Source organism: Streptomyces sp. NPDC056361 (assembly GCF_042262805.1).
In the GTDB taxonomy this organism is placed as follows: domain Bacteria; phylum Actinomycetota; class Actinomycetes; order Streptomycetales; family Streptomycetaceae; genus Streptomyces.
This window is the reverse complement of record NZ_JBHJQI010000080.1, coordinates 1-22,067: the sequence shown is the minus strand read 5'-3', so window position 1 is coordinate 22,067 and position 22,067 is coordinate 1. Positions and strand designations below refer to the sequence as shown.

Sequence of the window (22,067 nt, the reverse complement as noted above, 5' to 3'; positions counted from 1 at the left end):
TCCGACCCGGCGGCCATACTGGAGGAGCCGAGGAGGCAGTACGGAAATCGACGGGGGCGACGGCACACGATGGGGGACTCGAGACTGATCCAGGGCCGGTACCGCCTGCACGAGGTCATCGGTCGCGGAGGCATGGGCGAGGTCTGGCGCGCCACCGACGAGGCGCTCGGGCGCAGCGTCGCCGTGAAGTGCCTCAAGCCGCTCGGCCCGCAGCAGGACCCCCAGGTCCTCACCGTGGTGCGCGAGCGCTTCCGGCGCGAGGCCCGGGTGGCCGCGGCGCTCCAGCACCGGGGCATCACCGTCGTGCACGACTTCGGCGAGTACGAGGGCGTCCTCTTCCTCGTGATGGAGCTCCTGGAGGGGCGCAACCTCAGCCAGCTCCTCACGGCCAACGCCCAGCGGCCGCTGCCCGTCCAGGACGTCGTCGAGATCGCCGACCAGGTCGCCGACGCCCTCGCGTACACGCACGGCCAGGGGATCGTGCACCGCGACCTGAAGCCCGCGAACATCATGCGGCTGCGCGACGGCACCGTGAAGATCTGCGACTTCGGTATCGCGCGCCTCGGCGCCGACATGGGCTTCACCTCGAAGCTCACCGGCACCGGCATCGCCATGGGCACCCCCCACTACATGTCCCCCGAGCAGATCGGCGGCAGCGAGGTCGACCACCGCAGCGACCTCTACTCGCTCGGCTGCGTCCTGTACGAACTGGCCACCGGCGCCCCGCCCTTCGACCTCGGCGACTCCTGGGCCATCCTCATCGGCCACCGGGACACCGTGCCGGAGCCCCCGCGCGCGATCCGCGCCGAACTTCCGGACTTCTTCGACCAGATCGTCGTCCACCTGCTCGCCAAGGTCCCCGAGGAGCGGCCCTCCCACGCCGGCGACCTGCGGCGCCGGATCGCCGTGGGCCGCGTGTCGTCCGTCCTCCAGCCGGGCTCCACACCCCCTCCGCTCGGCCCCTGGCCCGGGGACACCGCCCCGTACCCCGTCCCCGGGCACCCGCCCGTCGGCCCCGGCGCGAACGCCACCCCTCCCGCTTCCACGCCCCCGCCCGTGCCCGTGCCCGCGTGGGCGCGGGCGATCGGTGACGGGCACCGGCCCGCCGCCGAATCAAGCCCCGCGGCCCCACCGCGCCCCGCCCCCCACGACTCCGCCGCGGCCGTGCTCACCACCGAGTGGACCACCGCCGGCCAGACGACCGGCGCCCCGCCGCAGACGCCCGCCGTCCCCACCCACGCCCCGCCCGCGCCCACCCACGCGCCGGACCGGTCCCCGCACGCCGCCACGACCGCGCCCACCCACGCGCCGGACCCCTCCCCGCACGTTGCCACGCCCCCGCCGGGCCCCGCGGCCCCCGCCGCGTCGGCCGAGCTGATCGCGGTGCTCGCCGGCCGCTACCGGGCAGGCCTGGGCCTCGGGCGGCTCGGCCGCTGGGAAGAGGCCGAGTCCGTGCACCGGTCCGTCGCGGACGACCGCTCGCGGGCACTCGGCGAGGACCACCCGGACACCCTGGCCAGCCACTACGAGGTCGCGTTCGCCCTCGCCCGGCTCGACCGCCCCACCGAGGCGCTGCAGGCCTTCGGCCGGGTCGCGGAGGCGCGCGCCCGGGTCCTCGGCGAGGACCACCCCGACACGCTGGCGGCACGGCAGGAACGGGCGTACGCGCTCGGCAGGCTCGGCCGCCACCCCGAGGCCTACGAGCTGTACGCCGCGGTGCTCGCGGCCCGCGAGCGGACCGTGGGACCCGACCACCCCGACACGCTGCGCTGCCGCCACAACATGGCGTTCACGCTCGGCCGCCTGGGCCGACTGGAGGAGTCGTACCGCACGGCGCACGCGGTCGCGGAGGCCCGGGCCCGGCTGCTCGGCGAGGACCACCCCGACACCCTGGTGACCCGCCACGAAGTGGCCTACACCCTCGGGAAGATGGGGCGCGGGCAGGAGGCGCTCACCGAGTACCGCGCCCTCGCCGACGCCCGTGCCGCCGCCCTCGGTCCGGACCATCCCGACACCCTCACCGCCCGCTACGAGACAGGCGTCTTCCTCGGCCGCCTCGGCCAGGCCGCGGACGCCCTGGACGTCTGCCGCGACCTCGTCGCCGCCCGTACCCGCGCGCAGGGCGCCGACGCCCCGGAGACCCTGCGGGTGCGCCACGCCCTCGCCGTCAACCTGGGCCGGCTCGGCCGCTGGGAGGAGGCGCTCGCCGAGTCCGGGACCGTGCACGCGGACCGGGCGAGGGTCCTCGGCGCGGAGCACCCGGACACCCTCCTCAGCCGCCGCGAGGCCGCCGTCGCCCTCGGCCGGCTCGGCCGCTGGGAGGAGGCCCTGGAAGCGCACCGCGCGGTCGGGGACGCCCGCACCCGGCTCCTCGGCCCCGCCCACCCCGACACCCTCGCCGCCCTCGAAGCCGAGGCCCACTGCCTGGAGCGCCTCGGCCGCCACGCCGAGGCCGCCGCCCTCCACCTGAGAGCGGCCACCCAGCCCCCGGCGTGACCGCCGACCTGGCCGGATCGGTGCCGGTGGCCGGGCGGATCTGCGCTGACGTCCGGACGGGCCGGCACTCACGACCGGCCGGACTCGCCCGCACGGCCGACCCGCCCCACGCCGCCGGCCCGCCGGACCCGTCGGGACGGAAGACCCGTCGCATACCGGCCACGCCCGCGACGCGCTCTTTCCCGGTGGTCGATCCCGTGTGAGCATGAGCCATGACCGCCCTCGACGCGCTGCACGGCGCCCCGGCCGCACCCCGTTCGTACGACGCCGTCATCGTCGGGGCGGGCCACAACGGCCTGGTCGCCGCCGCGTATCTGGCGCGTGCCGGGCGGAGCGTCCTCGTCCTGGAGCGGCTCGGCTCCACCGGTGGGGCGGCCGTGTCGACGCGGCCGTTCGCCGGGGTCGACGCCAGGCTGTCGAGGTACTCGTACCTGGTGTCGCTGCTGCCCGAGAAGATCGTGCGGGAGCTCGGGCTGCGGTTCGAGGTGCGGAAGCGGTCGGTCTCCTCGTACACCCCGAAGGGTGACGGGGGCCTCCTCGTCGGCGGGGGAGCGGAGCGCACGCGCGCGTCGTTCGCCGCGCTGACCGGCTCCGGGCGGGAGTACGAGGCCTGGGAGGCCTTCTACGCCCGTACGGCCCGCGCCGCCCGCCGGATCTTCCCCACATTTACCGAGCCCCTCCCGACGCGCGCGGCGCTGCGGGCCCGGGTCGACGACGCCGAGACCTGGCGGATGCTCTTCGAGGAGCCGATCGGCGTGGCTGTGGAGCGGCACTTCGCCGACGACCTGGTGCGGGGGGTCGTTCTCACCGACGCGCTCATCGGCACGTTCGCCGATGCCCACGACCCCGCGCTGCTCCAGAACCGCTGCTTCCTGTACCACGTCATCGGCGGTGGCACCGGGGACTGGGACGTGCCCGTCGGCGGCATGGGCGCCCTCACGGACGCGCTCGCGGACGCGGCCCGCGCCGCCGGCGCGCGGATCGTCACCGGCCACGAGGCCACGCGGATCGAGACCGACGGGCGCCGCGCGGCGGTCACCTACCGCACCGCCGACGGCGAGGGCACGGTCGAGGCGGGCCACGTCCTGGTCAACGCGTCCCCCCGGGAACTGGCGGCGCTGCTCGGCGAGACGCCCCCGCCCGCCCCGGAAGGCGCACAGCTCAAGGTCAACATGCTGCTGACCCGGCTGCCGAGGCTCCGCGACCGCTCCGTCGACCCGCGCGAGGCGTTCGCCGGGACCTTCCACATCGCCGAGGGGTACGAGCAGCTGGCCGCCGCCCACGCCGAGGCGGCCGCCGGGCACCTGCCCACCGCCCCGCCGTCCGAGATCTACTGCCACTCCCTCACGGACCCGACGATCCTCGGCCCCGACCTCGCCGCCCGGGGCCACCACACCCTGACCCTGTTCGGCCTGCACACGCCGGCCCGGCTCTTCGCCGCAGACAACGACGGCACGCGCGCCGCGCTCCTCAAGGCCACCCTCGACCAGCTCGACGCCCACCTCGACGAGCCGATCGCCGACTGCCTCGCCCTCGACGCGGACGGCCGGCCCTGCATCGAGGCGAAGACCCCGCTCGACCTCGAACGCGAACTGCGCCTGCCCGGCGGCCACATCTTCCACCGCGACCTCTCCTTCCCGTACGGCGAGGACGGCACCGGACGCTGGGGCGTCGAGACCGGCCACGCGAACCTGCTGCTCTGCGGGGCGGGCGCGATCCGGGGCGGCGGCGTCAGCGGCGTCCCCGGCCACAACGCGGCGATGGCGGTGCTCGGACGTTGACGCGTGGCGCCCTCCCGTCGGCGGTGTGAAGCTGATCTGCGAGCGCGCTTAAGAAATCCTCGATGGACCGGGAGCGCGACGTACGGAAGATTCTCTTCCGGGATCATGGGCGCTCAGTCGTGCCCGCACCCCCACATCACAGGACACGCACGTCGGGAGCCGTTGCATTGAAGGCGCTGGTCAAGCTGAACGCGGAGCCGGGACTCTGGCTCACGGACGTGCCCGAGCCGGAGACCGGCCCGGGGGACGTCCTCATCAAGGTCAAGCGGACCGGGATCTGCGGCACCGACCTGCACATCCGCTCCTGGGACGGCTGGGCGCAGAAGACGATCGCCACGCCGCTGACGATCGGCCACGAGTTCGTCGGCGAGGTCGTCTCCGTCGGCCGTGACGTCACCGACATCGCCGTCGGCGACCTGGTCAGCGGCGAGGGCCACCTCGTCTGCGGCAAGTGCCGCAACTGCCTCGCCGGCCGCCGCCACCTCTGCCGCGCCACGATCGGTCTCGGCGTCGGCCGCGACGGTGCCTTCGCCGAGTACGTGGCACTGCCCGCCTCCAACGTCTGGGTGCACCGCGTCCCCGTCGACCTCGACGTCGCCGCGATCTTCGACCCGTTCGGCAACGCCGTGCACACGGCGCTCTCCTTCCCGCTCGTCGGCGAGGACGTCCTCGTCACCGGTGCCGGCCCGATCGGCATCATGGCCGCCGCCGTCGCCAAGCACGCCGGCGCCCGCAACGTCGTGATCACCGACGTCAGCGAGGAACGGCTCGCCCTGGCCCGCAAGACGGGCGTCACGCTCGCCCTGAACGTGGCCGAGCAGACCATCGCCGACGGCCAGCGCACCCTCGGGCTCAAGGAGGGCTTCGACGTCGGCCTGGAGATGTCCGGCAACCCGCACGCCATGCGCGACATGGTCGCCAACATGACCAACGGCGGAAAGATCGCCATGCTCGGCCTGCCCAGCGAGGACTTCGCCGTCGACTGGGCCAAGATCGTCACATCCATGATCACGGTCAAGGGCATCTACGGCCGCGAGATGTTCGAGACCTGGTACGCCATGTCCGTGCTCCTGGAGGCGGGCCTCGACCTCGCTCCCGTCATCACCGGCCGGTACGCGTACACCGACTTCGAGGCGGCCTTCGACGACGCGGCCTCCGGCAAGAGCGGCAAGATCATCCTCGACTGGACTACGGGAGCCTGACCCATGTTCGATTCCGTGCGCGACGACATCCGCACCACCCTCGAAGAGATCCGGCAGGCCGGGCTCCACAAGCCCGAGCGGGTCATCGGCACCCCGCAGTCGGCCACCGTCGCCGTCACCGCGGGCGGCCGCCCCGGCGAGGTCCTCAACTTCTGCGCCAACAACTACCTCGGCCTCGCCGACAACCCCGAGATCGTCGCCGCCGCCCACGAGGCGCTCGACCGCTGGGGCTACGGCATGGCGTCCGTCCGCTTCATCTGCGGCACGCAGGAGGTGCACAAGGAGCTGGAGGCGCGCCTGTCCTCCTTCCTCGGCCAGGAGGACACGATCCTCTACTCCTCCTGCTTCGACGCCAACGGCGGCGTCTTCGAGACCATCCTCGGCGCCGAGGACGCGGTCATCTCCGACGCCCTCAACCACGCCTCGATCATCGACGGCATCCGCCTCTCCAAGGCCCGCCGCTTCCGCTACGCCAACCGCGACATGGCCGACCTGGAGCAGCAGCTCAAGGAGGCCACCGAGGGCGGCGCCCGGCGCAAGCTCATCGTCACCGACGGCGTCTTCTCCATGGACGGCTACGTCGCCCCCCTCGCCGAGATCTGCGACCTGGCCGAGCGCTACGACGCCATGGTCATGGTCGACGACTCGCACGCCGTCGGCTTCGTCGGCCCCGGCGGCCGCGGCACCCCCGAGCTGCACGGCGTCATGGACCGCGTCGACATCATCACCGGCACCCTCGGCAAGGCCCTCGGCGGCGCCTCCGGCGGTTACGTCGCGGCCCGCGCCGAGATCGTCGCCCTGCTGCGCCAGCGCTCGCGCCCGTACCTCTTCTCGAACACCCTCGCCCCGGTCATCGCCGCCGCCTCCCTCAAGGTCCTCGACCTCCTGGAGTCCGCCGGCGACCTGCGCGAGCGCCTCAACGCCAACACGGCGCTGTTCCGCTCCCGCATGACCGAGGAGGGCTTCGACATCCTCCCCGGCGACCACGCCATCGCCCCCGTCATGATCGGCGACGCCGCCGTCGCCGGCCGCATGGCCGAGCTGCTCCTGGAGCGCGGGGTGTACGTGATCGGCTTCTCGTACCCCGTCGTGCCGCAGGGCCAGGCCCGCATCCGCGTCCAGCTCTCGGCCGCGCACTCCACCGAGGACGTGAACCGGGCCGTCGACGCCTTCGTCGACGCGCGCGCCGCCCTCGCCGCCTGACGGCGGACGCCGGGAGCCCTGACGGTCTGAGCAGGGCTCCCGTCCTGCGAGACTGGGAACATGATCGAAGCGCGGCGGTTGCACATCCTCCGTGCGGTGGCCGACCACCGCACGGTCACGGCGGCGGCCGCCGCGCTCTATCTGACCCCCTCCGCCGTCTCCCAGCAGCTCGCCGCCCTGGAGCAGGAGACCGGCCACCGCCTGGTGGACCGCAGCGCCCGCGGTGCCCGCCTCACCCCGGCCGGCGAGATCCTGCTGAGCCACGCCAACGCCGTCCTGGCCCAGCTGGAGCGCGCCGAGTCCGAACTCGCCGCCTACGGCTCGGGCGAGGCCGGCACGGTCACCGTGGCCGCCTTCGCCACCGGCATCGGCCTCGTGGTGGCCCCCGCGATCAGGGCGCTCGCCGACTCCGCCCCCGGCATCCGGGTCCGGGTGAGGGACGCGGAGGGCGACGAGAGCCTCATGATGGTCCTCGACCGCCAGGTCGACGTGGCCGTCGCGGTCGAGTACCGGGGCGCTCCGGGCGAGGACGACGCCCGTCTCACCCGCGTCCCCCTCTACGCGGAGCCCTTCGACGCGGTCCTGCCGCCGGGACATCCGCTGGCCGCCGACGAGCGGGTCTCGCTCGCCGACCTCGCCAAGGACACCTGGATCGGTCAGTCGGTCGGCAACCCCTGCCGCGACGTGACGGTCCTGGCCTGCGAGTACGCCGGGTTCGCCCCGCGCCTGGAGCACGCGTCCGACGACTTCCGCGCGGTCGTGGCCCTCGCGGCGGCCGCCGTCGGCGTGGCGCTGGTGCCGCGCTCCGCCCTGCGCGGCATGGAGCTCACCGGCGTGGAGGTCCGACCGGTCGACGGCGTCGCGCCGACCCGCCGGGTCTTCGCCGCCGTCCGGCGCGGCGCGGCGGAGCACCCCTTGATCAGCCCGGTCCTCGCGGCCCTCGGGGACGCGGCCCGACCGGTGGGCTGACGGCAGACTTCCGGACGATCACGCCCTCGCACGGGTGCTCCAACCTCGAACATTTTCCGGATCTTCGCAGGTGGGCGGGTTGTGCAAGCTTGTACGGCCCGTAGGCCGGCCGGGCCGGCGTGCCGTCCGGACGTCGCCCGCACCCCGCCCCAGCTCCCCGAACGACCAATCGGTCGGGCCCGATGGACGGACGCGGCCGGAAAGCGGCGACGGATGTGCGATCACCCTGCGCGTCGACAAGACTCCTCTCCGCAGCCGATCGGCTCGCACCCCCCGTCCAGCCCACGCGAAGGGACACCCCCGTGCGTTACGTCCGAACTGCCGGCGCCACCGCGCTCGCCACGGCCACCGGCCTCACCCTCGTCGCCACCGCGATCACCGGCACCGCCCAGGCCGCCCCGACCAGCCTCTACCCGCCGTCGGCGCTCGTCCTGACCCTCGGCGAGGGCGACAGCCCCGAGACGGCCAGGGTCGTCCGCGCCGTCACCCTGAGCTGCGCCCCCACCGCCGGCGGAACCCACCCCAGCCCCGCGTCCGCGTGCGCCGAACTGGCCGCGACCGGAGGCGACCTGGGCGCCCTGGCGCGCTTAGCCGAGGGTCGCCCCTGTACGCGCGAGTGGGCCCCGGTCACGGTCACCGGTGACGGCGTCTGGCAGGGCCGGCGGGTCTCCTGGTCGGCGACCTACGGCAACACCTGCCAGCTGCGCGCCCGTACGGCGACGGTGGCGGCCCTCACCTTCTGACGCCCGGCGTGCGGACGTACCGCCGCCTGCGGTGCGTCCGCCTCCGGACAGGACGGCCGGGGTCCCCTGCGGGCCCCGGCCGTTCCGCCCGTCGGCCGGTGGAGGGCGCGGGCGGGGTCCGCGAGCCGACTCAGTCCGCCGACCGCTCCCAGCCGTGGGCCTCGATCCGCGCCCCGTCCGAGGGTCGGATCTCGTCGAACACCGGCCGCCCCAGCGCGTCGAGGAGCCGCAGCCCGTCCACGTACACGCCGCGCCCCACGTACCGCCGGTCCGTGGTGTACCGCCAGCGCAGCAGCGGGTGCGTCCCGGGCAGGGGCGCGGAGACGGTGTGCCAGCGGCGGCCGGACCAGCCGTCGACCGAGCCGGTGGGGTGCGTGAGGTGCCCGTCGGTGGTGAAGGGGACGGGCTGCCAGGTCGTGCCGCCGTCGGCCGAGGCCTCCAGGGCGACGGGGTCGGTGCCCGGCTCGGTGTCCCACCAGAGCGCGCACTCCAGGCGGGCGCTTCCGGGCACCGGGGGGAGCGTGAGGGTGGCGGTGGTGCCGCTCTCCATGCCGGCGAACCAGGCGCGGCGTCCCCGGTCGGGGCGTACGGGGACGGCGCGGGCCAGGTGGTTCGCCGCGGCGACCCGGGGTGCCGAGCCGGAGCGCCACGAGCGCACCGGGTGGACGGAGTTGCCGAGGACGATGAGGAAGGCGTCGGTCGTCGGGTCGAGGACGAGGCTGGTGCCGGTGAAGCCGGTGTGGCCGGCCGTGTGCGGAGTGGCCATCGCCCCCATGTACCAGTGCTGGTGGAGCTCGAAGCCGAGGCCGTGCGCGTCGCCGGGGAAGGCGGTGTTGAAGTCGGTGAACATCAGCTCGACGGAGGCGGGGGAGAGGATGCGGGCCGTGCCGTAGGCGCCGCCGTTGAGGAGGGTGCGGGCCAGGACGGCGAGGTCCCAGGCGCGGGAGAAGATCCCGGCGTGACCCGCGACCCCGCCGAGGCTGTGGGCGTTCTCGTCGTGGACCTCGCCGTGGACCATGCCCCGGTCGAGGCCGGACCAGGGTGGGCGGGCGTCCTCGGTGGCGGCGATGTGGGGCCGCCACGAGGGCGGTGGATTGAAACGAGTGCGGTGCATCCCGAGCGGAGCGGTGATCTCGTCGTGGAGCAGGGTGTCCAGACCGCGAGCGGTGATCCGCTCCAGGATCAGCTGGAGCGAGATCAGGTTCAGATCGGAGTAGAGATACGCGGAACCCGGCGGGTTCGCCGGTTTCTCGCCCCACAGCAGCCGCAGCTTCCCCTCCCGCGTCGGCTCCCGGTAGAGCGGGATCCACGACCGGAACCCCGAGGTGTGCGTCAGCAGCTGACGGACCGTGACGTCCTGCTTCCCGCCGCCCCCGAACTCCGGCAGGTACGCGGTGACCCTCGCCTCCAGGTCCAGCGCGCCCCGCTCGATCTGCTGCACCGCCAGGATCGAGGTGAACAGCTTGGAGACCGACGCCAGGTCGAAGACGGTGTCCTCGGTCATGGGGATCCGCCGCTCCGGCGGCAGCTCCACGCCGGTGTCGGTCTTCTCGTCGTACGCCGCGTACCGCACGGCCGAACCGATCGCCCGGTGCAGGGCGACGGTCCCGCCGCGCCCGGCGAGCAGCACCGCGCCCGCGTACCAGGGGTGGACGGGGGAGGGGCCGAGGAAGGCCTCGGCCTCCGCCACCAGCCGGTCCAGATGCGGGGCGAGCAGTCCCGCCCGTTCGGCCGAACCGCGGCGCAGCGTGGTCCGCCGCGCCGCCGTGAAGCGGCCGGGCCCACCTCCGGCCCCACCTCCGGCCCCACCTGCGGCGCCGCCACCGCCGCCGTCGGCCGGGACGCCCGCCCCCCGCTCCGGGGACGCCGCCGCGCCCGGCACCGCACCGATCATCACCGCACCTCCGAGGGCCAGCACGCCGCCGCCGAACGCGCGCCGGCTCGGACCCCTGCCCTTCGTCCCGTCGTCCGTCATGTCCACCCTCTCCCACGGAGGGCCGCGGCGAAACTCCGGAGTGCCGCTGCCGAAAGAATCTGACGATGCATCAGAAAAGGTCTTCCCTCCGCCGGGCGGCTGCGGCATCCTGCCGCCCATGGAGACGGAGCTGAGTCGCACCCTGGGGATCGAGCACGCCATCTTCGGCTTCACGCCCTTCCCCGCGGTGGCCGCCGCACTCACCAGAGCCGGCGGGTTCGGCGTCCTGGGCGCGGTGCGCTACACCGCCCCCGACGACCTCGCCCGCGACCTCGACTGGATGCAGGCGCACACCGACGGCCTGCCCTACGGCCTCGACGTCGTGATGCCGGCGAAGAAGGTCGAAGGGGTCACCGAGGCCGAGGTCGAGGCGATGATCCCGGAGGAGCACCGGGCGTTCGTGCGCGCCACCCTCGCCAAGCACGGCGTCCCCGAACTCGCCGAGGGCGAGGCCTCCGGCTGGCGGATCACCGGCTGGATGGAGCAGGTCGCCCGCAACCAGCTGGACGTGGCCTTCGACTACCCCATCAAACTGCTCGCCAACGCCCTCGGCTCGCCGCCGCCCGACGTCGTCGCCCGCGCCCACGACCACGGCGTGCTCGTCGCCGCGCTGGCCGGCAGCGCCCGCCACGCCCGCCACCACGCCGAGGCCGGCATCGACGTCGTCGTCGCCCAGGGGTACGAGGCGGGCGGACACACCGGCGAGATCGCGTCCATGGTCCTCACCCCCGAGGTCGTCGACGCCGTCTCCCCGCTGCCCGTGCTCGCCGCCGGCGGCATCGGCAGCGGCGAGCAGATCGCCGCAGGACTCGCCCTCGGCGCGCAGGGCGTCTGGCTCGGCTCGATCTGGCTCACCACCACCGAGGCCGAGCTGCACTCCCGCGCCCTCACCGACAAGCTCCTCGCCGCCGGTTCCGGCGACACGGTCCGCTCCCGCGCCCTGACCGGCAAGCCCGCCCGTCAGCTCCGTACCGAGTGGACCGACGCCTGGGACGACCCCGCGGGCCCCGGCACGCTCCCCATGCCGCTCCAGGGACTCCTGGTCGCCGAGGCCGTCTCCCGTATCCAGCGGTACGAGGTCGAACCGCTCCTCGGCACGCCCGTCGGGCAGATCGTCGGCCGGATGAACTCCGAGCGCAGCGTCCAGCAGGTCGTCGACGACCTCACCCGCGGCTTCGAGAAGGCCGTCGACCGCATCAACCGCATCGCCGGACGGAGCACCCAGTGAGCAACGGTCCCACCGGATTCTGGTCCCAGGCCGCCGCCGACCCCGGCCGTACGGTCCTCGTCGCGCCCGACGGCGAGGAATGGAGCGCCGGGCGGCTGCACGCCGAGGCCAATCGCCTCGTCCACGGGCTGCGCGCCGCCGGCCTGGAGCGCGGCGACGCCTTCGCCGTCGTCCTGCCGAACGGCCCCGAGTTCTTCACGGCGCATCTGGCCGCCACCCAGGCCGGTTTCTACCTCGTCCCGGTCAACCACCACTTCGTCGGACCCGAGATCGCCTGGATCGTCGCCGACTCGGGCGCCAAGGTGCTCCTCGCCCACGAGCGGTTCGCCGAGGCGGTCACCCAGGCCGCCGACGAGGCCGGCCTCGCCGCCACGCACCGGTACGCGGTGGGTGCGGTCCCCGGCTTCCGCCCGTACGCCGAACTCCTCGACGGCCGGGACGACTCGGCCCCCGCCGACCGGACCCTCGGCTGGGTCATGAACTACACCTCCGGCACCACCGGGCGCCCCCGCGGCATCCGCCGCCCCCTCCCCGGGAAGCTCCCCGAGGAGACCCATCTCGGCGGATTCCTCGGCATCTTCGGCATCCGGCCGGCCGACGGCAATGTCCATCTCGTCTGCTCGCCGCTCTACCACACCGCCGTGCTCCAGTTCGCCGCGGCCGCCCTCCACATCGGCCACCCGCTCGTCCTCATGGACCGCTGGGCGCCGGAGGAGATGCTCCGCCTGATCGACCGGTACGCGTGCACCCACACGCACATGGTCCCCACCCAGTTCCACCGGCTGCTCGCCCTTCCCGAGGACGTCCGGGAGCGGTACGACGTGTCCTCGATGCGGCACGCCATCCACGGCGCCGCGCCCTGCCCCGAGCACGTCAAACGGGCGATGATCGACTGGTGGGGCCGGTGCGTCGAGGAGTACTACGCGGCCAGTGAGGGCGGCGGCGCGTTCGCCACCGCCGAGGAGTGGCTGAAGAAGCCCGGCACGGTCGGCAGGGCGTGGCCCATCAGCGAACTCGCCGTCTTCGACGACGACGGGAAGCGGCTGCCGCCCGGCGAACTCGGCACCGTCTACCTGAAGATGAACACCGGCGGCTTCCAGTACCACAAGGACGAGGCGAAGACCGCGAAGAACCGGATCGGCGACTTCTTCACCGTCGGCGACCTGGGCGTCCTCGACGAGGACGGCTACCTCTTCCTCCGCGACCGCAAGATCGACATGATCATCTCCGGTGGCGTCAACATCTACCCGGCCGAGATCGAGGCCGCGCTCCTCGCCCACCCCGCCGTCGCGGACGCCGCCGCCTTCGGGATCCCCCACGCCGACTGGGGCGAAGAGGTCAAGGCGGTCGTCGAGGTCGCCGAGGGGCACGAGCCCGGACCCGCCCTCGCCGCCGCGGTCCTGGCCCACTGCGCGGACCGCCTCGCCGGCTTCAAGCGCCCAAAGTCCGTCGACTTCGTCGCCGCCATGCCCCGCGACCCCAACGGCAAGCTCTACAAACGCCGCCTCCGCGACCCCTACTGGGAGGGCCGCCAGCGCCCGATGTGACCGTGCGGTCCCGCACCCCGGGAAGTACCCCGGGAAGTACCCCGGGGTGCGGGGCCCGTGAGGGACCGTCAGGAGCTGAAGTAGGTCCAGTCGTCGGCCTGGCTCGGCTCGACCCAGACGAACTGGCCGTTGCGGGCGTAGTTCCCGGTGCAGTTGCCGCTGGTCCAGAAGTTGACGTGGACGTTGCCCTTCCACCACCAGCCGGACAGGGCGTTGTCCACGTTGGGCGTGTAGAAGCAGTGGGTGATGTAGTCCCCGTTCTGGTTGATCCCGTACGCGCTGATGGAGTACACGGTGCCGATGGAGTCGTGGAAGTTGAGCTGCTGACCGTTCCCTCCGGCGGAAGCCGGGCCCGCGCCGAGGAAGGCGAGGGAGGCGGCCGCGGCGGCGGTGCCCGCGACGGTGGTGAGCTTGCGCCTGATGCTCAAGGGAGTCCCCTCCATAGGTCGTGTCCGAACACCCGTTCGGTGGGAGTGATTTTAGTGGTCTAGGCCAACCGGTGGGCGATGTTCGGGATTTCGCGCGAAATCTCACCAGGGGGGCGGAGGCGTGCCGGGTTAAGGTGCGGCAGGTCATCGGTGCGAGGAGGCGTGTGGAACAGCGAGTACGGATACACAAGGTCCGCGTGGGTGACGGCGAGATCAGGGTCATCCGGCCGGACCCGGTCCCGGAACGGCTGGTGCTGCGCGACGACGGCCACTGGCTGTCGATGTACGTCGACCGGGGCGGCGCCGAACGGCTCGCCGCCCTGTGGGCGCTGGCCGCCCGGTCGGCCCGTTCCCTGGTCCACCTGCCGCTCCGGGCCAACCGGGCACCCGCCGACGCCGTCGGCGGCGACGGCGTACCGGTCACGCTGGACCTGGTCCTCGCCCACCACGGCCTGCAGTTCCCCACCGCTTCGTGGAAGGACGTCCGGGCACGGCTCGGTACCGGCAGGCCGCACACCGCGGCGACCCCGGACGGCGACTTCCCCGACCCTGGGGCCGTCGACCACGCGCGCCGGTATCACCGGGCGTACCGGGACCACCTCGGATTCGACATCGCCGCCCACACCCTCTTCGTCGTCGGCAGCGCCACCGCGTTCCGCGAGCACGGCACCGAACTCCGCGCCTTCGTCGACGAGGCTTCGTCCCACGGGGACCGGTATCCCGGGGCCGGTCACTCCTGCGTCGAGTTCACCTCCGGCCCGTGGTCACGCCCGCGGACCCGGCGGCACGTGCCCGGCTCCCTGCACATCCAGTACTGCGACACCTGGCGCGACTAGCGCGGCGGTTCCGGGGCCAGGGCCGGGAGCAACTGGGACTCCTCGTAGGCGAAATGCTCTTCGAGGCGGGTCGCGAGGCGGTCGACCTCGGCCGCGAGGGTCGCCGGGGCGGCGCCGGAGGCCAGGAGGGTCCGCAGTTCGTCGACCGTGCGGGCGACGGCCACGTGCTCCCGGCGCATGCGGTCCAGGGCGTCGGCGAGGTGGGGGAACTGCTGCCCGAGGAGGTCGAAGACCGAGTCCTCGCCGCGGTGGTGGGTGTGGAGCGCGCCGCAGAGGGTGAGGCAGTGGCGGGCGAGCTGCCCGTCGAGTGCCGGGGCCGGGGACTCCAGGCCTTCGCGGAGGGCTGCGAGTTCGGCGCGGAGCTCGTCGTGGACCTTGACCAGATGAGCGGCGATGGCGCGGTGCCGGGCCGGGTCCGCGGGGTTCGTGCGGTGCAGGGCGACGACGGGGATGACCCGGTCCGTGCCGGCCTGGTAGGCGGCGAACCCCGGGTCCCGCGCGGACTGCTCCGCGAACAGGCGGTCCCGCTCCGCGCCCTCCGTCACCACCGCCGTCGCCGCGTAGCGCTCGACGGTTCCCTCCGGGGTGCCGAGCTCGACGGTCACGCGGGCGTCGGCGCGCAGGTTGTGGAACCAGGCGGGGTGGTGCGGCCCGCCGGCGTTCGACGCGTAGACGAGGAGCCTGGCCCCGTTGCGCACGAACACGGCGGGGGTCGTGTGGGCCCTCCCGCTGCGGGCGCCGGTGGTGGTGAGCAGGAGTAAGGAGGCGCCTTCGAACATCCCGCCCACGCGGCCGCCGTTGGCGCGGAACTCCTCGATGACCTGCTGGTTGAACCCGGACATGGCTGTGCCCTTCGGTAGCATCGACCCCGACAGATGTATTTGCTTTGAAAGCAAAGCTAAAAGGGAGGGTGCAGGGTGTCAATCGCACGCGAGGGGGACGAGGGCGCCGACGTGCCCGCGGCCGGCACCGGATCGGACGTCGACGGCACCGGATCGGACCTCGACGGTGCCGGACCGGACCTCGACGGTGCCGGACCGGACGTCGACGACGCCGTCCGTACGCTGCTGCTGCTCATGCCCCGCATGGTCGGGCGGGTCAAGCGCATCCGGATTCCCGACGAGCTCCAGTCCCTCACCCTCGCGCCCCGCCACCTCTCCCTCCTCGCCTACCTGCTCTTCGACGGCCCGCTCGGCGTCAACGAACTCGCCGCCCGCCTCGAGGTGGCCCCGACCACCGTGAGCCTGATGGTCGGGGACCTCGCCAAGAAGGGCGTACTGGAGCGGAACGAGGACCCCGCCGACCGCCGCCGGAAGATCGTCTCCATCGCCGAACCCCACCGCCCCGCCATCGACGGCTGGCTCGGCCGCAGCGCCGGCGCCTGGCGCGCGGCCCTCGCCCCCCTCGGCCCGGCCGAACGCCGGATGTTCGTGGAGACGCTCGCCGCGTACGAGCACGGGCTCGCCGACAGCGACGGATGAGGACGGCGGGCCGGCGGCCGGGCCGCCGCCGACCCGGCCGCCCGAGCGACCGCCCGCCCGACGGTGAAGGCGCCGGCCTGGGGCAGAATGCCCAGCGGAACGACCGGCGGCGGCGGAGGGTGGAGATGGCGGAGCGGCACGTCGACGTGCTGATCATCGGCGCGGGGCTGTCCGGCATCAGCGCCGGGTGTCACCTGCTCGCCGGGAACCCGGGCGTCACGTTCGCGGTCCTGGAGCGGCGGGCCGGGGTCGGCGGCACCTGGGACCTGTTCCGCTATCCAGGTGTGCGCTCGGACTCGGACATGTACACCTTCGGCTACCGCTTCCGTCCCTGGCGCGACACCAAGGTCCTTGCCAGGGGCGCGGACATCCGCCGCTACCTGCGGACGACCGCCGACGCGTACGGCGTGTCCGACCGCGTGCGGTTCGGCCGGAGGGCCGTCCGGGCGGACTGGTCGAGCGAGCGGGGGCGCTGGACCGTCGAGGCCGTGGACGAGGCCACGGGCGAGACCGAGGAGTACACCGCCCGCTTCCTCGTCGGCGCCACCGGCTACTACGACTACGACGCGGGGCACCGCCCGGAGTTCCCGGGGGAGGAGCGCTTCGGCGGGACGTTCGTGCACCCGCAGCACTGGCCCGAGGACCTGGACCACACGGGCAAGCGGGTGGTCGTCGTCGGCAGCGGTGCCACGGCCGTCACCCTGGTCCCCGCGATGGCCGCCGAGGCCGCGCACGTCACCATGCTGCAGCGCTCGCCCACGTACCTGCTGACGCTCCCTGCGGAGGACGCCTTCTCGCGGTTCCTGCGCGGGCTGAGGGTTCCGGCCGGGTTGGTCCACCGCGTCGGGCGCGCCCGCAACATCGCCCTGCAGCGCGCGCTGTACGTGCTGTGCCGGAAGGCTCCCCGCCTGATGCGCGGGGTGCTGCTGCGCGCGGTGCGGGCGCAGCTCGCGGACGGTGTCGACATGCGCCACTTCACCCCGGCGTACAAGCCGTGGGACCAGCGGCTGTGCGCGGTGCCCGGCGGCGACTTCTTCGCCGCGCTCAGGAGCGGCGGCGCGTCCGTGGTCACCGACCGCATCGAGACGTTCACCGAGACGGGCGTCAGGGTCGGGTCGGGGGAGGAGATCCCGGCCGACATCGTCGTGACGGCCACCGGGCTGCGGATGCGGCTGGCCGGGGGCATGGAACTGGCCGTCGACGGGCGGCCCGTCGTCCTGCGCGACCGGCTCCTTTACAAGGGTGTGATGCTCGACGGCGTGCCCAACCTGGCGATGGTCATCGGCTACACCAACGCGTCCTGGACGCTGAAGGCCGACCTGGCCGCCGGTTACGTCAGCCGGCTGGTCGCGCACCTGGACCGGCGCGGCCTCACCAGCGTCACACCCGTCGCGGCCGAGGCCGACCGCTCGTCGGTGTCCCTCATGGGCGAGGCGCTGTCCTCCGGCTACATCACGCGCGGCGACGCGGTCATGCCCCGGCAGGGCACCCGGAACCCGTGGCGGATCCGGAACGACTACTACCACGACCGCCGGGCCCTGCGGCGAGCCCCGATCGAGGACCCCGTACTGCGGTTCCGGTGACCGTTTGGTCCCGATGAGGGGGTAAGTGCGCGGCCGGTCGGTGAAGTGATGCCGTCAGAGGGGTTGTCAGTGCAATTTCACATTACTATGTTACACCGCACACGGCTCGATGAACGTCTGTCATACGCCGTGCGAACCGGGCCAGTTCGCGTACCCATCCCCGCCAACCCCCCTCAACAGCAGGAGTTCTGTTGTCCCTCCACAGACGTGTGCGCTCGTCCCTGCTCGCCTCCGCCGTCGCGGTGACCCTCCTGGCCTCCGCCGGCCAGTCCGCCGTCTCGGCCGCGGACATCGACGACGAGACCGCCCCGACGACCCCGGTGGCCGGCCCCGCGGCACCGCAGGCCGCCGCCGGGACCAACCCCTTCGACGAGGTCGAGCACCGCGCCACCGCCACCGCCAAGACCTTCGGGCCCGCGCCCGCCCCGGGCGGCCTCGCCGCCGGCCGCGTCGCCGGAAAGGCCAAGGCCGCCGACCAGACCAAAGCCGCCGACCGGACCAAGACCAAGGCCGAGTCCGGCACCGCCGCCCGGAGCCTCGCCGCGGCCGCCGACACCACCGCGGCCGGCGTGCCCTGCACCCTCGACGGCATCTCCCGCCTCGGCGCCGACCAGTTCGCCGCCTTCCTCGCCGACCCGGCCGTCACCACCGACTGCGTCAACACCCTGATCTGGACCTGGGACGCACGCCTCGTCCCCGTCATGTCCGACGCCCACGTCCAGGCCGTCGCCCGCCGCATATCGAGCCTCGCCGCGTCCCACGACGGCAACAACTCCTCCAACCTGGAGGGGATGTTCACGTACCTGCACGCCGTCGCCTACCACGACTACTCCCGCGGCGAGATCGACACCACCGACGCGCCCACCGTGGACGCGATACGGCAGGCGGTCGCCGACTTCGGCGCCGCCCCGCGCACCTTCGACGTGACGAAGAGCAACGCGAACACCCTGCGCGAGGCGCTGTACGCCGCCAGCGCGCCCGGCCTCCGCCAGCACCAGATCGGCCTGATCAAGCGGGTCCTCGCCACCATGGACCCGGCGCACACCGCCACGAACCTCGACCCCGCCTGGGCCGGTGCCGCGCTCGCCGCGCTCTCCGTCAACTACCTCGGCGTCTACCCCGGCAACCAGGACGCCGCCTTCCACGCGGCCGTCGCCGCCGACCCGGCGTACCGCGCGCTCTTCAGGGCGTTCGCGGGCTACGGGCACCTGAAGGGGACCGCCAACGACTGGGTCGCCCGCGACGCCCTCAGCGAGTACGGCCGCTTCGGCGAGGTCACCGCCCTCCGGACGGGGATCGTCGCCGACCTCGGCCCCGTGCTCGAACAGACCGTGAGCACCTTCGGCCGCGGCAGCCAGCAGTGGGCGAAGGTCGTCTCGTGGCTCAACTACTTCGACGCCTGCAAGCCGTACGGCGTGTGCAAGGCGGACATCGAGAAGCAGCTCTTCCCCTACACGTACACCTACGACAACGGCGCCATCAAGGTCCGCACCGCGCTCGACCGCGCCACCGTCGACCAGCTGTACTACGCCGGCAAGCAGGTCAAGGCGCAGTACCACCGCGTCATCGGCACCGACCAGCCGCTCGCGGGCGACCCCAACACCGCCCTGAACATCGTCCTGTACGCCTCCCGCGCCGACTACGAGAACTACCACCCGATCCTCACCGGGTACGGCACCAACAACGGCGGCATCTACATCGAGAACGGCGCCACCTTCTACACGTACCAGCGCCGCGTCCCCCAGGACTCCAGCCTCACCCTGGAAGAGCTCTTCCGGCACGAGTACGTCCACTACCTCAACGGCCGCTTCGCCGTCCCCGGCTTCTTCGGACAGGGCCCCTGGTACCAGGGCGACCGCACCACCGCCATGGACGAGGGCACCGCCGAGTTCTTCGACGGAGCCACCCGCGACAACGGCATCGCCGTCCGCAAGTCCCTCGTCCGCGGCGTCATCAACGACACCTCGCGCGGCGGCCCGCGGATGAGCGTGCGCCAGCTCCTCCACGCCACCTACGACGGCGACGGCTTCCGCTTCTACAACTACGCGGGCACCTTCTTCGAGTTCCTCTGGACCGAACGCCCGTCGCTGCTCCGCGAGATGTACACGAACCTGCGGAACAACGACGTCAGCGGCTACGACGCGTGGCGCGAGCGGCTGAGCGCCGACGCCGGCCTCCAGCAGGCCTACGACCGCTTCCTCGACGCGCAGATCGCCAAGGTCGACACCCTGTACGTGCCGAACACCACCTACACGGCCAACGGGTACCTGCGCGACGTGGACGTCTCCGCCGTCCGCGCCGCCTTCGCCAACGCCACCCAGAACACCCCCGACTGCTACGAGGCCGGCGAGTACGGCAAGCGCCGCTTCGTCTGTACCGGACGCATCACCGCCAACCTGTCGGACGCCGGCAACGCCGACAAGGTCTTCAAGGACATGTCCGAGACCGTCGACTACTTCATCCTCGACCGCGCGGGCGCCGCTTCCAACAACCTCGCCGACATGAACTGCTCCTTCGGCCCCGTCGACATCTGGTCGAGCCGGGTAGCGGGCACGTCGAGCTACACCTGCGAGGGCCCCCTGCGCAGCTGACCACCCCACCGCGTCCGGGCCGGTCACTCCACGGGGGGAGTGACCGGCCCGGCTCCCGTTTCCCCCGACACCACACCCCGGAGGCCGTACGTGAGCACCACCCCGCACGAGGTCCGCACCACCGACTACCACGCCGCAGGCGAACCCTTCAGGATCGTCGACGAGGACCTCCCCCCGATCCCCGGCGACACCGTCGCCCAGCGCCGCGCCCTCGCACTCCGGCTCGGACCGCTGGACGAACTGCGCCGCCTCCTCGTCCGCGAACCCCGCGGACACTCCGGCATGTACGGCGGATTCGTCGTCCCGCCCGACGACGACGGCGCCCACTTCGGCGTGCTGTTCTGGCACAAGGACGGCTACTCCACCGCCTGCGGCCACGGCACGATGGCGCTCGGCGCCTGGGCCGTCGACACCGGACGCGTCCACGCCCCCGACGACGGCGACGCCGTGGTCCGCATCGACGTGCCTTCGGGGCGCGTCTCCGCCACCGTGCACCGCGCGGGCGGCCGCACCACCGGCGTCACCTTCCGCAACGTCCCGACCCGCGTCCTCGCCCGCAAGGTCCCGGTGACCACCGGACACGGCACCGTCGAGGTCGACATCGCCGACTCCGGCGCCTGCTACGTCTCCGTCCCCGCGCACGCCCTCGGCCTCGACACGACCCCGGCCTCCCTGCCCGGACTCGTCCGGGCAGGACGGGAGATCCGCGCCGCGCTCCCCGCCCACGACGTCTACGGCGTCATCCTGTACGAGGACCTGCCCGACACCCCCGAAGGACCGCGGCAGCGCAACGTCACCGTCTTCGCCGACGGCCAGATCGACCGCTCGCCCTGCGGATCCGGCACCTCCGCCCGGCTCGCCCTGCTCGGCGAGGACGGGCGCCTCGGCCCCGGGGACACCCTCACCCACGAGTCGGTCGCCGGCACCGTGTTCACCGGCCGCCTGCTGCTCGGCGGCGTCACCGAGGTCACCGGGACCGCGTACCGCACCGGCACCCACGCCTTCGAGCTCGACCCCCACGACGACCTCGGGACGGGGTTCCTGCTGTGACCGACCCGCTCCGGATCGACGCCCCGACCATGAGCCGCCTCCTGACGCCGGCCGCCACGGCCGACGTCCTCGCCGACACCCTGCGCGCCGGCTTCGACCCCGAAGCCGCACCGGCCCGCACCGCCGTGCCCGTCCCGGCCGGCGAACTCCTCCTGATGCCCGCCGCCTTCGGCGCGTACGCCGGAGTGAAGATCGCGGGCGTGGCCCCCGGCAACCCGGCCCTCGGCCTGCCCCGCATCACCGGCTCCTACCTGCTGCTCGACGGCGTGAACCTGCGGCCGCTCGCCCTCCTCGACGGCGCGGCCCTCACCGAGCTGCGCACCCCGGCCGTCTCGGCGCTCGCCGTCCGCCGCCTGACACCGGACGGCGGACCGCTGCGCCTCGTGCTCTTCGGCACCGGCCCCCAGGCGTACGGCCACCTGGAGGCCGTCCTCGCGGCCCGCGAGCTCGCCGAGGCGGTCGTCGTCGGGCGCAACGCGATCGGCGCGCGCGCCCTCGCCGGATACGCGCGGAGCCTCGGCGTCCCCGCCCGCGCCGGCACCCCCGCCGACGTGGCCGGGGCCGACCTCGTCGTCTGCTGCACCACCGCGCGCGAACCCCTCTTCGACGGGACCCTGGTGGCGCCCGGCGCCACCGTCGTCGCGGTCGGCTCGCACGAACCGACCGCCCGCGAGACGGACACCGCGCTCGTGGCGCGCGCCGAGGTGTACGTCGAGGCGCGCACCGCCGCCCTGCGCGAGGCCGGCGACCTGCTCGTCCCGACGGCCGAAGGGGCGATCGAGGAGGACCACGTGGCGGGCAACCTCGCCGACCTGGTGACCGGCCGCCTGACCCCCTCGGCCGACCGCCCGCGGCTCTTCAAGAGCGTGGGCATGGCCTGGGAGGACCTCGCGGTCGCCGTCGCGCTGTACGAGGCGGCGCTCGCCGCCTGACCGCACGGAGAGGCCCCGGTCC

At 73.5% G+C, this 22,067-nt stretch carries 17 protein-coding genes; 14 read left to right on the top strand and 3 right to left on the bottom strand.

The features are described 5' to 3' along the window. The first annotated feature begins 69 nt into the window (after positions 1–69). From ACFCY7_RS24605 to ACFCY7_RS24580, 6 genes are all read left to right on the top strand, one after another. Entirely contained in the window at positions 70–2,496 is a 2,427-nt protein-coding gene (locus tag ACFCY7_RS24605; protein WP_376488204.1) for a tetratricopeptide repeat protein, read from the top strand. A 212-nt stretch (positions 2,497–2,708) separates the two neighbouring features. Next, entirely contained in the window at positions 2,709–4,277 is a 1,569-nt protein-coding gene (locus ACFCY7_RS24600) for a phytoene desaturase family protein (protein WP_376488203.1), read from the top strand. 167 nt (positions 4,278–4,444) lie between these two features. Then, positions 4,445–5,479 carry an L-threonine 3-dehydrogenase gene (gene tdh / locus ACFCY7_RS24595; RefSeq protein ID WP_376488202.1) on the top strand — a complete coding sequence of 345 codons (1,035 nt, stop codon included), beginning with the start codon at positions 4,445–4,447 and terminating at the stop codon, positions 5,477–5,479. A gap of 3 nt (positions 5,480–5,482) precedes the next feature. After that, positions 5,483–6,682: a glycine C-acetyltransferase gene (locus ACFCY7_RS24590; RefSeq protein ID WP_376488201.1), complete on the top strand. Its 1,200-nt coding sequence runs from the start codon at positions 5,483–5,485 to the stop codon at positions 6,680–6,682. A 60-nt stretch (positions 6,683–6,742) separates the two neighbouring features. Beyond that, complete coding sequence (locus ACFCY7_RS24585; RefSeq protein ID WP_376488200.1) at positions 6,743–7,651, top strand: LysR family transcriptional regulator; 909 nt, start codon at positions 6,743–6,745, stop codon at positions 7,649–7,651. Between the two features lie 302 nt (positions 7,652–7,953). Next, the gene (locus tag ACFCY7_RS24580) at positions 7,954–8,394 is read left to right on the top strand and encodes a subtilase-type protease inhibitor (protein WP_376488199.1); all 441 of its coding nucleotides are present in this window, start codon (positions 7,954–7,956) and stop codon (positions 8,392–8,394) included. A gap of 130 nt (positions 8,395–8,524) precedes the next feature. On the opposite strand, the gene ACFCY7_RS24575 is transcribed toward ACFCY7_RS24580, so the two are convergent. Then, entirely contained in the window at positions 8,525–10,369 is a 1,845-nt protein-coding gene (locus ACFCY7_RS24575) for a serine hydrolase (protein WP_376488198.1), read from the bottom strand. 118 nt (positions 10,370–10,487) lie between these two features. On the opposite strand from ACFCY7_RS24575, the gene ACFCY7_RS24570 reads away from it, so the two are divergent. After that, a complete protein-coding gene (locus tag ACFCY7_RS24570; RefSeq protein WP_376488197.1) occupies positions 10,488–11,597 on the top strand; it encodes an NAD(P)H-dependent flavin oxidoreductase in 1,110 nt (369 codons plus the stop codon). Further along, positions 11,594–13,144: an acyl-CoA synthetase gene (locus ACFCY7_RS24565; RefSeq protein WP_376488196.1), complete on the top strand. Its 1,551-nt coding sequence runs from the start codon at positions 11,594–11,596 to the stop codon at positions 13,142–13,144. The genes ACFCY7_RS24570 and ACFCY7_RS24565 overlap by 4 nt, the downstream gene beginning before the upstream one ends. A gap of 68 nt (positions 13,145–13,212) precedes the next feature. Here ACFCY7_RS24565 and ACFCY7_RS24560 read toward each other — a convergent pair whose 3' ends face one another. Next, complete coding sequence (locus tag ACFCY7_RS24560) at positions 13,213–13,572, bottom strand: hypothetical protein (protein WP_376488195.1); 360 nt, start codon at positions 13,570–13,572, stop codon at positions 13,213–13,215. Positions 13,573–13,736: 164 nt separating this feature from the next. Here ACFCY7_RS24560 and ACFCY7_RS24555 point away from each other — a divergent pair, with 164 nt between their 5' ends. After that, entirely contained in the window at positions 13,737–14,408 is a 672-nt protein-coding gene (locus ACFCY7_RS24555) for a hypothetical protein (RefSeq protein WP_376488194.1), read from the top strand. On the opposite strand, the gene ACFCY7_RS24550 is transcribed toward ACFCY7_RS24555, so the two are convergent. Further along, complete coding sequence (locus ACFCY7_RS24550; protein WP_376488193.1) at positions 14,405–15,250, bottom strand: nitroreductase/quinone reductase family protein; 846 nt, start codon at positions 15,248–15,250, stop codon at positions 14,405–14,407. The genes ACFCY7_RS24555 and ACFCY7_RS24550 overlap by 4 nt on opposite strands. A gap of 234 nt (positions 15,251–15,484) precedes the next feature. On the opposite strand from ACFCY7_RS24550, the gene ACFCY7_RS24545 reads away from it, so the two are divergent. The 5 genes from ACFCY7_RS24545 to ACFCY7_RS24525 all read left to right on the top strand — a co-directional run bounded on the left by ACFCY7_RS24545 (position 15,485) and on the right by ACFCY7_RS24525 (position 22,045). After that, positions 15,485–15,889, top strand: a complete 405-nt coding sequence (locus tag ACFCY7_RS24545; protein WP_376488216.1) for a MarR family winged helix-turn-helix transcriptional regulator — start codon at positions 15,485–15,487, stop codon at positions 15,887–15,889. A 125-nt stretch (positions 15,890–16,014) separates the two neighbouring features. After that, a complete protein-coding gene (locus ACFCY7_RS24540; RefSeq protein ID WP_376488192.1) occupies positions 16,015–17,472 on the top strand; it encodes a flavin-containing monooxygenase in 1,458 nt (485 codons plus the stop codon). 191 nt (positions 17,473–17,663) lie between these two features. Next, a complete protein-coding gene (locus tag ACFCY7_RS24535) occupies positions 17,664–20,063 on the top strand; it encodes a collagenase (RefSeq protein ID WP_376488191.1) in 2,400 nt (799 codons plus the stop codon). 90 nt (positions 20,064–20,153) lie between these two features. Beyond that, on the top strand, positions 20,154–21,113 hold the full coding sequence (locus ACFCY7_RS24530) for a proline racemase family protein (RefSeq protein ID WP_376488190.1): 960 nt from the start codon (positions 20,154–20,156) through the stop codon (positions 21,111–21,113). 29 nt (positions 21,114–21,142) lie between these two features. Then, on the top strand, positions 21,143–22,045 hold the full coding sequence (locus tag ACFCY7_RS24525; protein ID WP_376488215.1) for an ornithine cyclodeaminase family protein: 903 nt from the start codon (positions 21,143–21,145) through the stop codon (positions 22,043–22,045). The last annotated feature ends 22 nt before the right edge of the window (positions 22,046–22,067 follow it).

Coding starts and splice junctions, on each gene's coding strand:
- ACFCY7_RS24605 (WP_376488204.1), top strand. CDS start 70: ATGGGGGACTCGAGACTGATCCAGGGCCGGTACCGCCTGCACGAGGTC.
- ACFCY7_RS24600 (WP_376488203.1), top strand. CDS start 2,709: ATGACCGCCCTCGACGCGCTGCACGGCGCCCCGGCCGCACCCCGTTCG.
- ACFCY7_RS24590 (WP_376488201.1), top strand. CDS start 5,483: ATGTTCGATTCCGTGCGCGACGACATCCGCACCACCCTCGAAGAGATC.
- ACFCY7_RS24585 (WP_376488200.1), top strand. CDS start 6,743: ATGATCGAAGCGCGGCGGTTGCACATCCTCCGTGCGGTGGCCGACCAC.
- ACFCY7_RS24575 (WP_376488198.1), bottom strand. CDS start 10,369: ATGACGGACGACGGGACGAAGGGCAGGGGTCCGAGCCGGCGCGCGTTC.
- ACFCY7_RS24570 (WP_376488197.1), top strand. CDS start 10,488: ATGGAGACGGAGCTGAGTCGCACCCTGGGGATCGAGCACGCCATCTTC.
- ACFCY7_RS24550 (WP_376488193.1), bottom strand. CDS start 15,250: ATGTCCGGGTTCAACCAGCAGGTCATCGAGGAGTTCCGCGCCAACGGC.
- ACFCY7_RS24545 (WP_376488216.1), top strand. CDS start 15,485: ATGCCCCGCATGGTCGGGCGGGTCAAGCGCATCCGGATTCCCGACGAG.
- ACFCY7_RS24540 (WP_376488192.1), top strand. CDS start 16,015: ATGGCGGAGCGGCACGTCGACGTGCTGATCATCGGCGCGGGGCTGTCC.
- ACFCY7_RS24525 (WP_376488215.1), top strand. CDS start 21,143: ATGAGCCGCCTCCTGACGCCGGCCGCCACGGCCGACGTCCTCGCCGAC.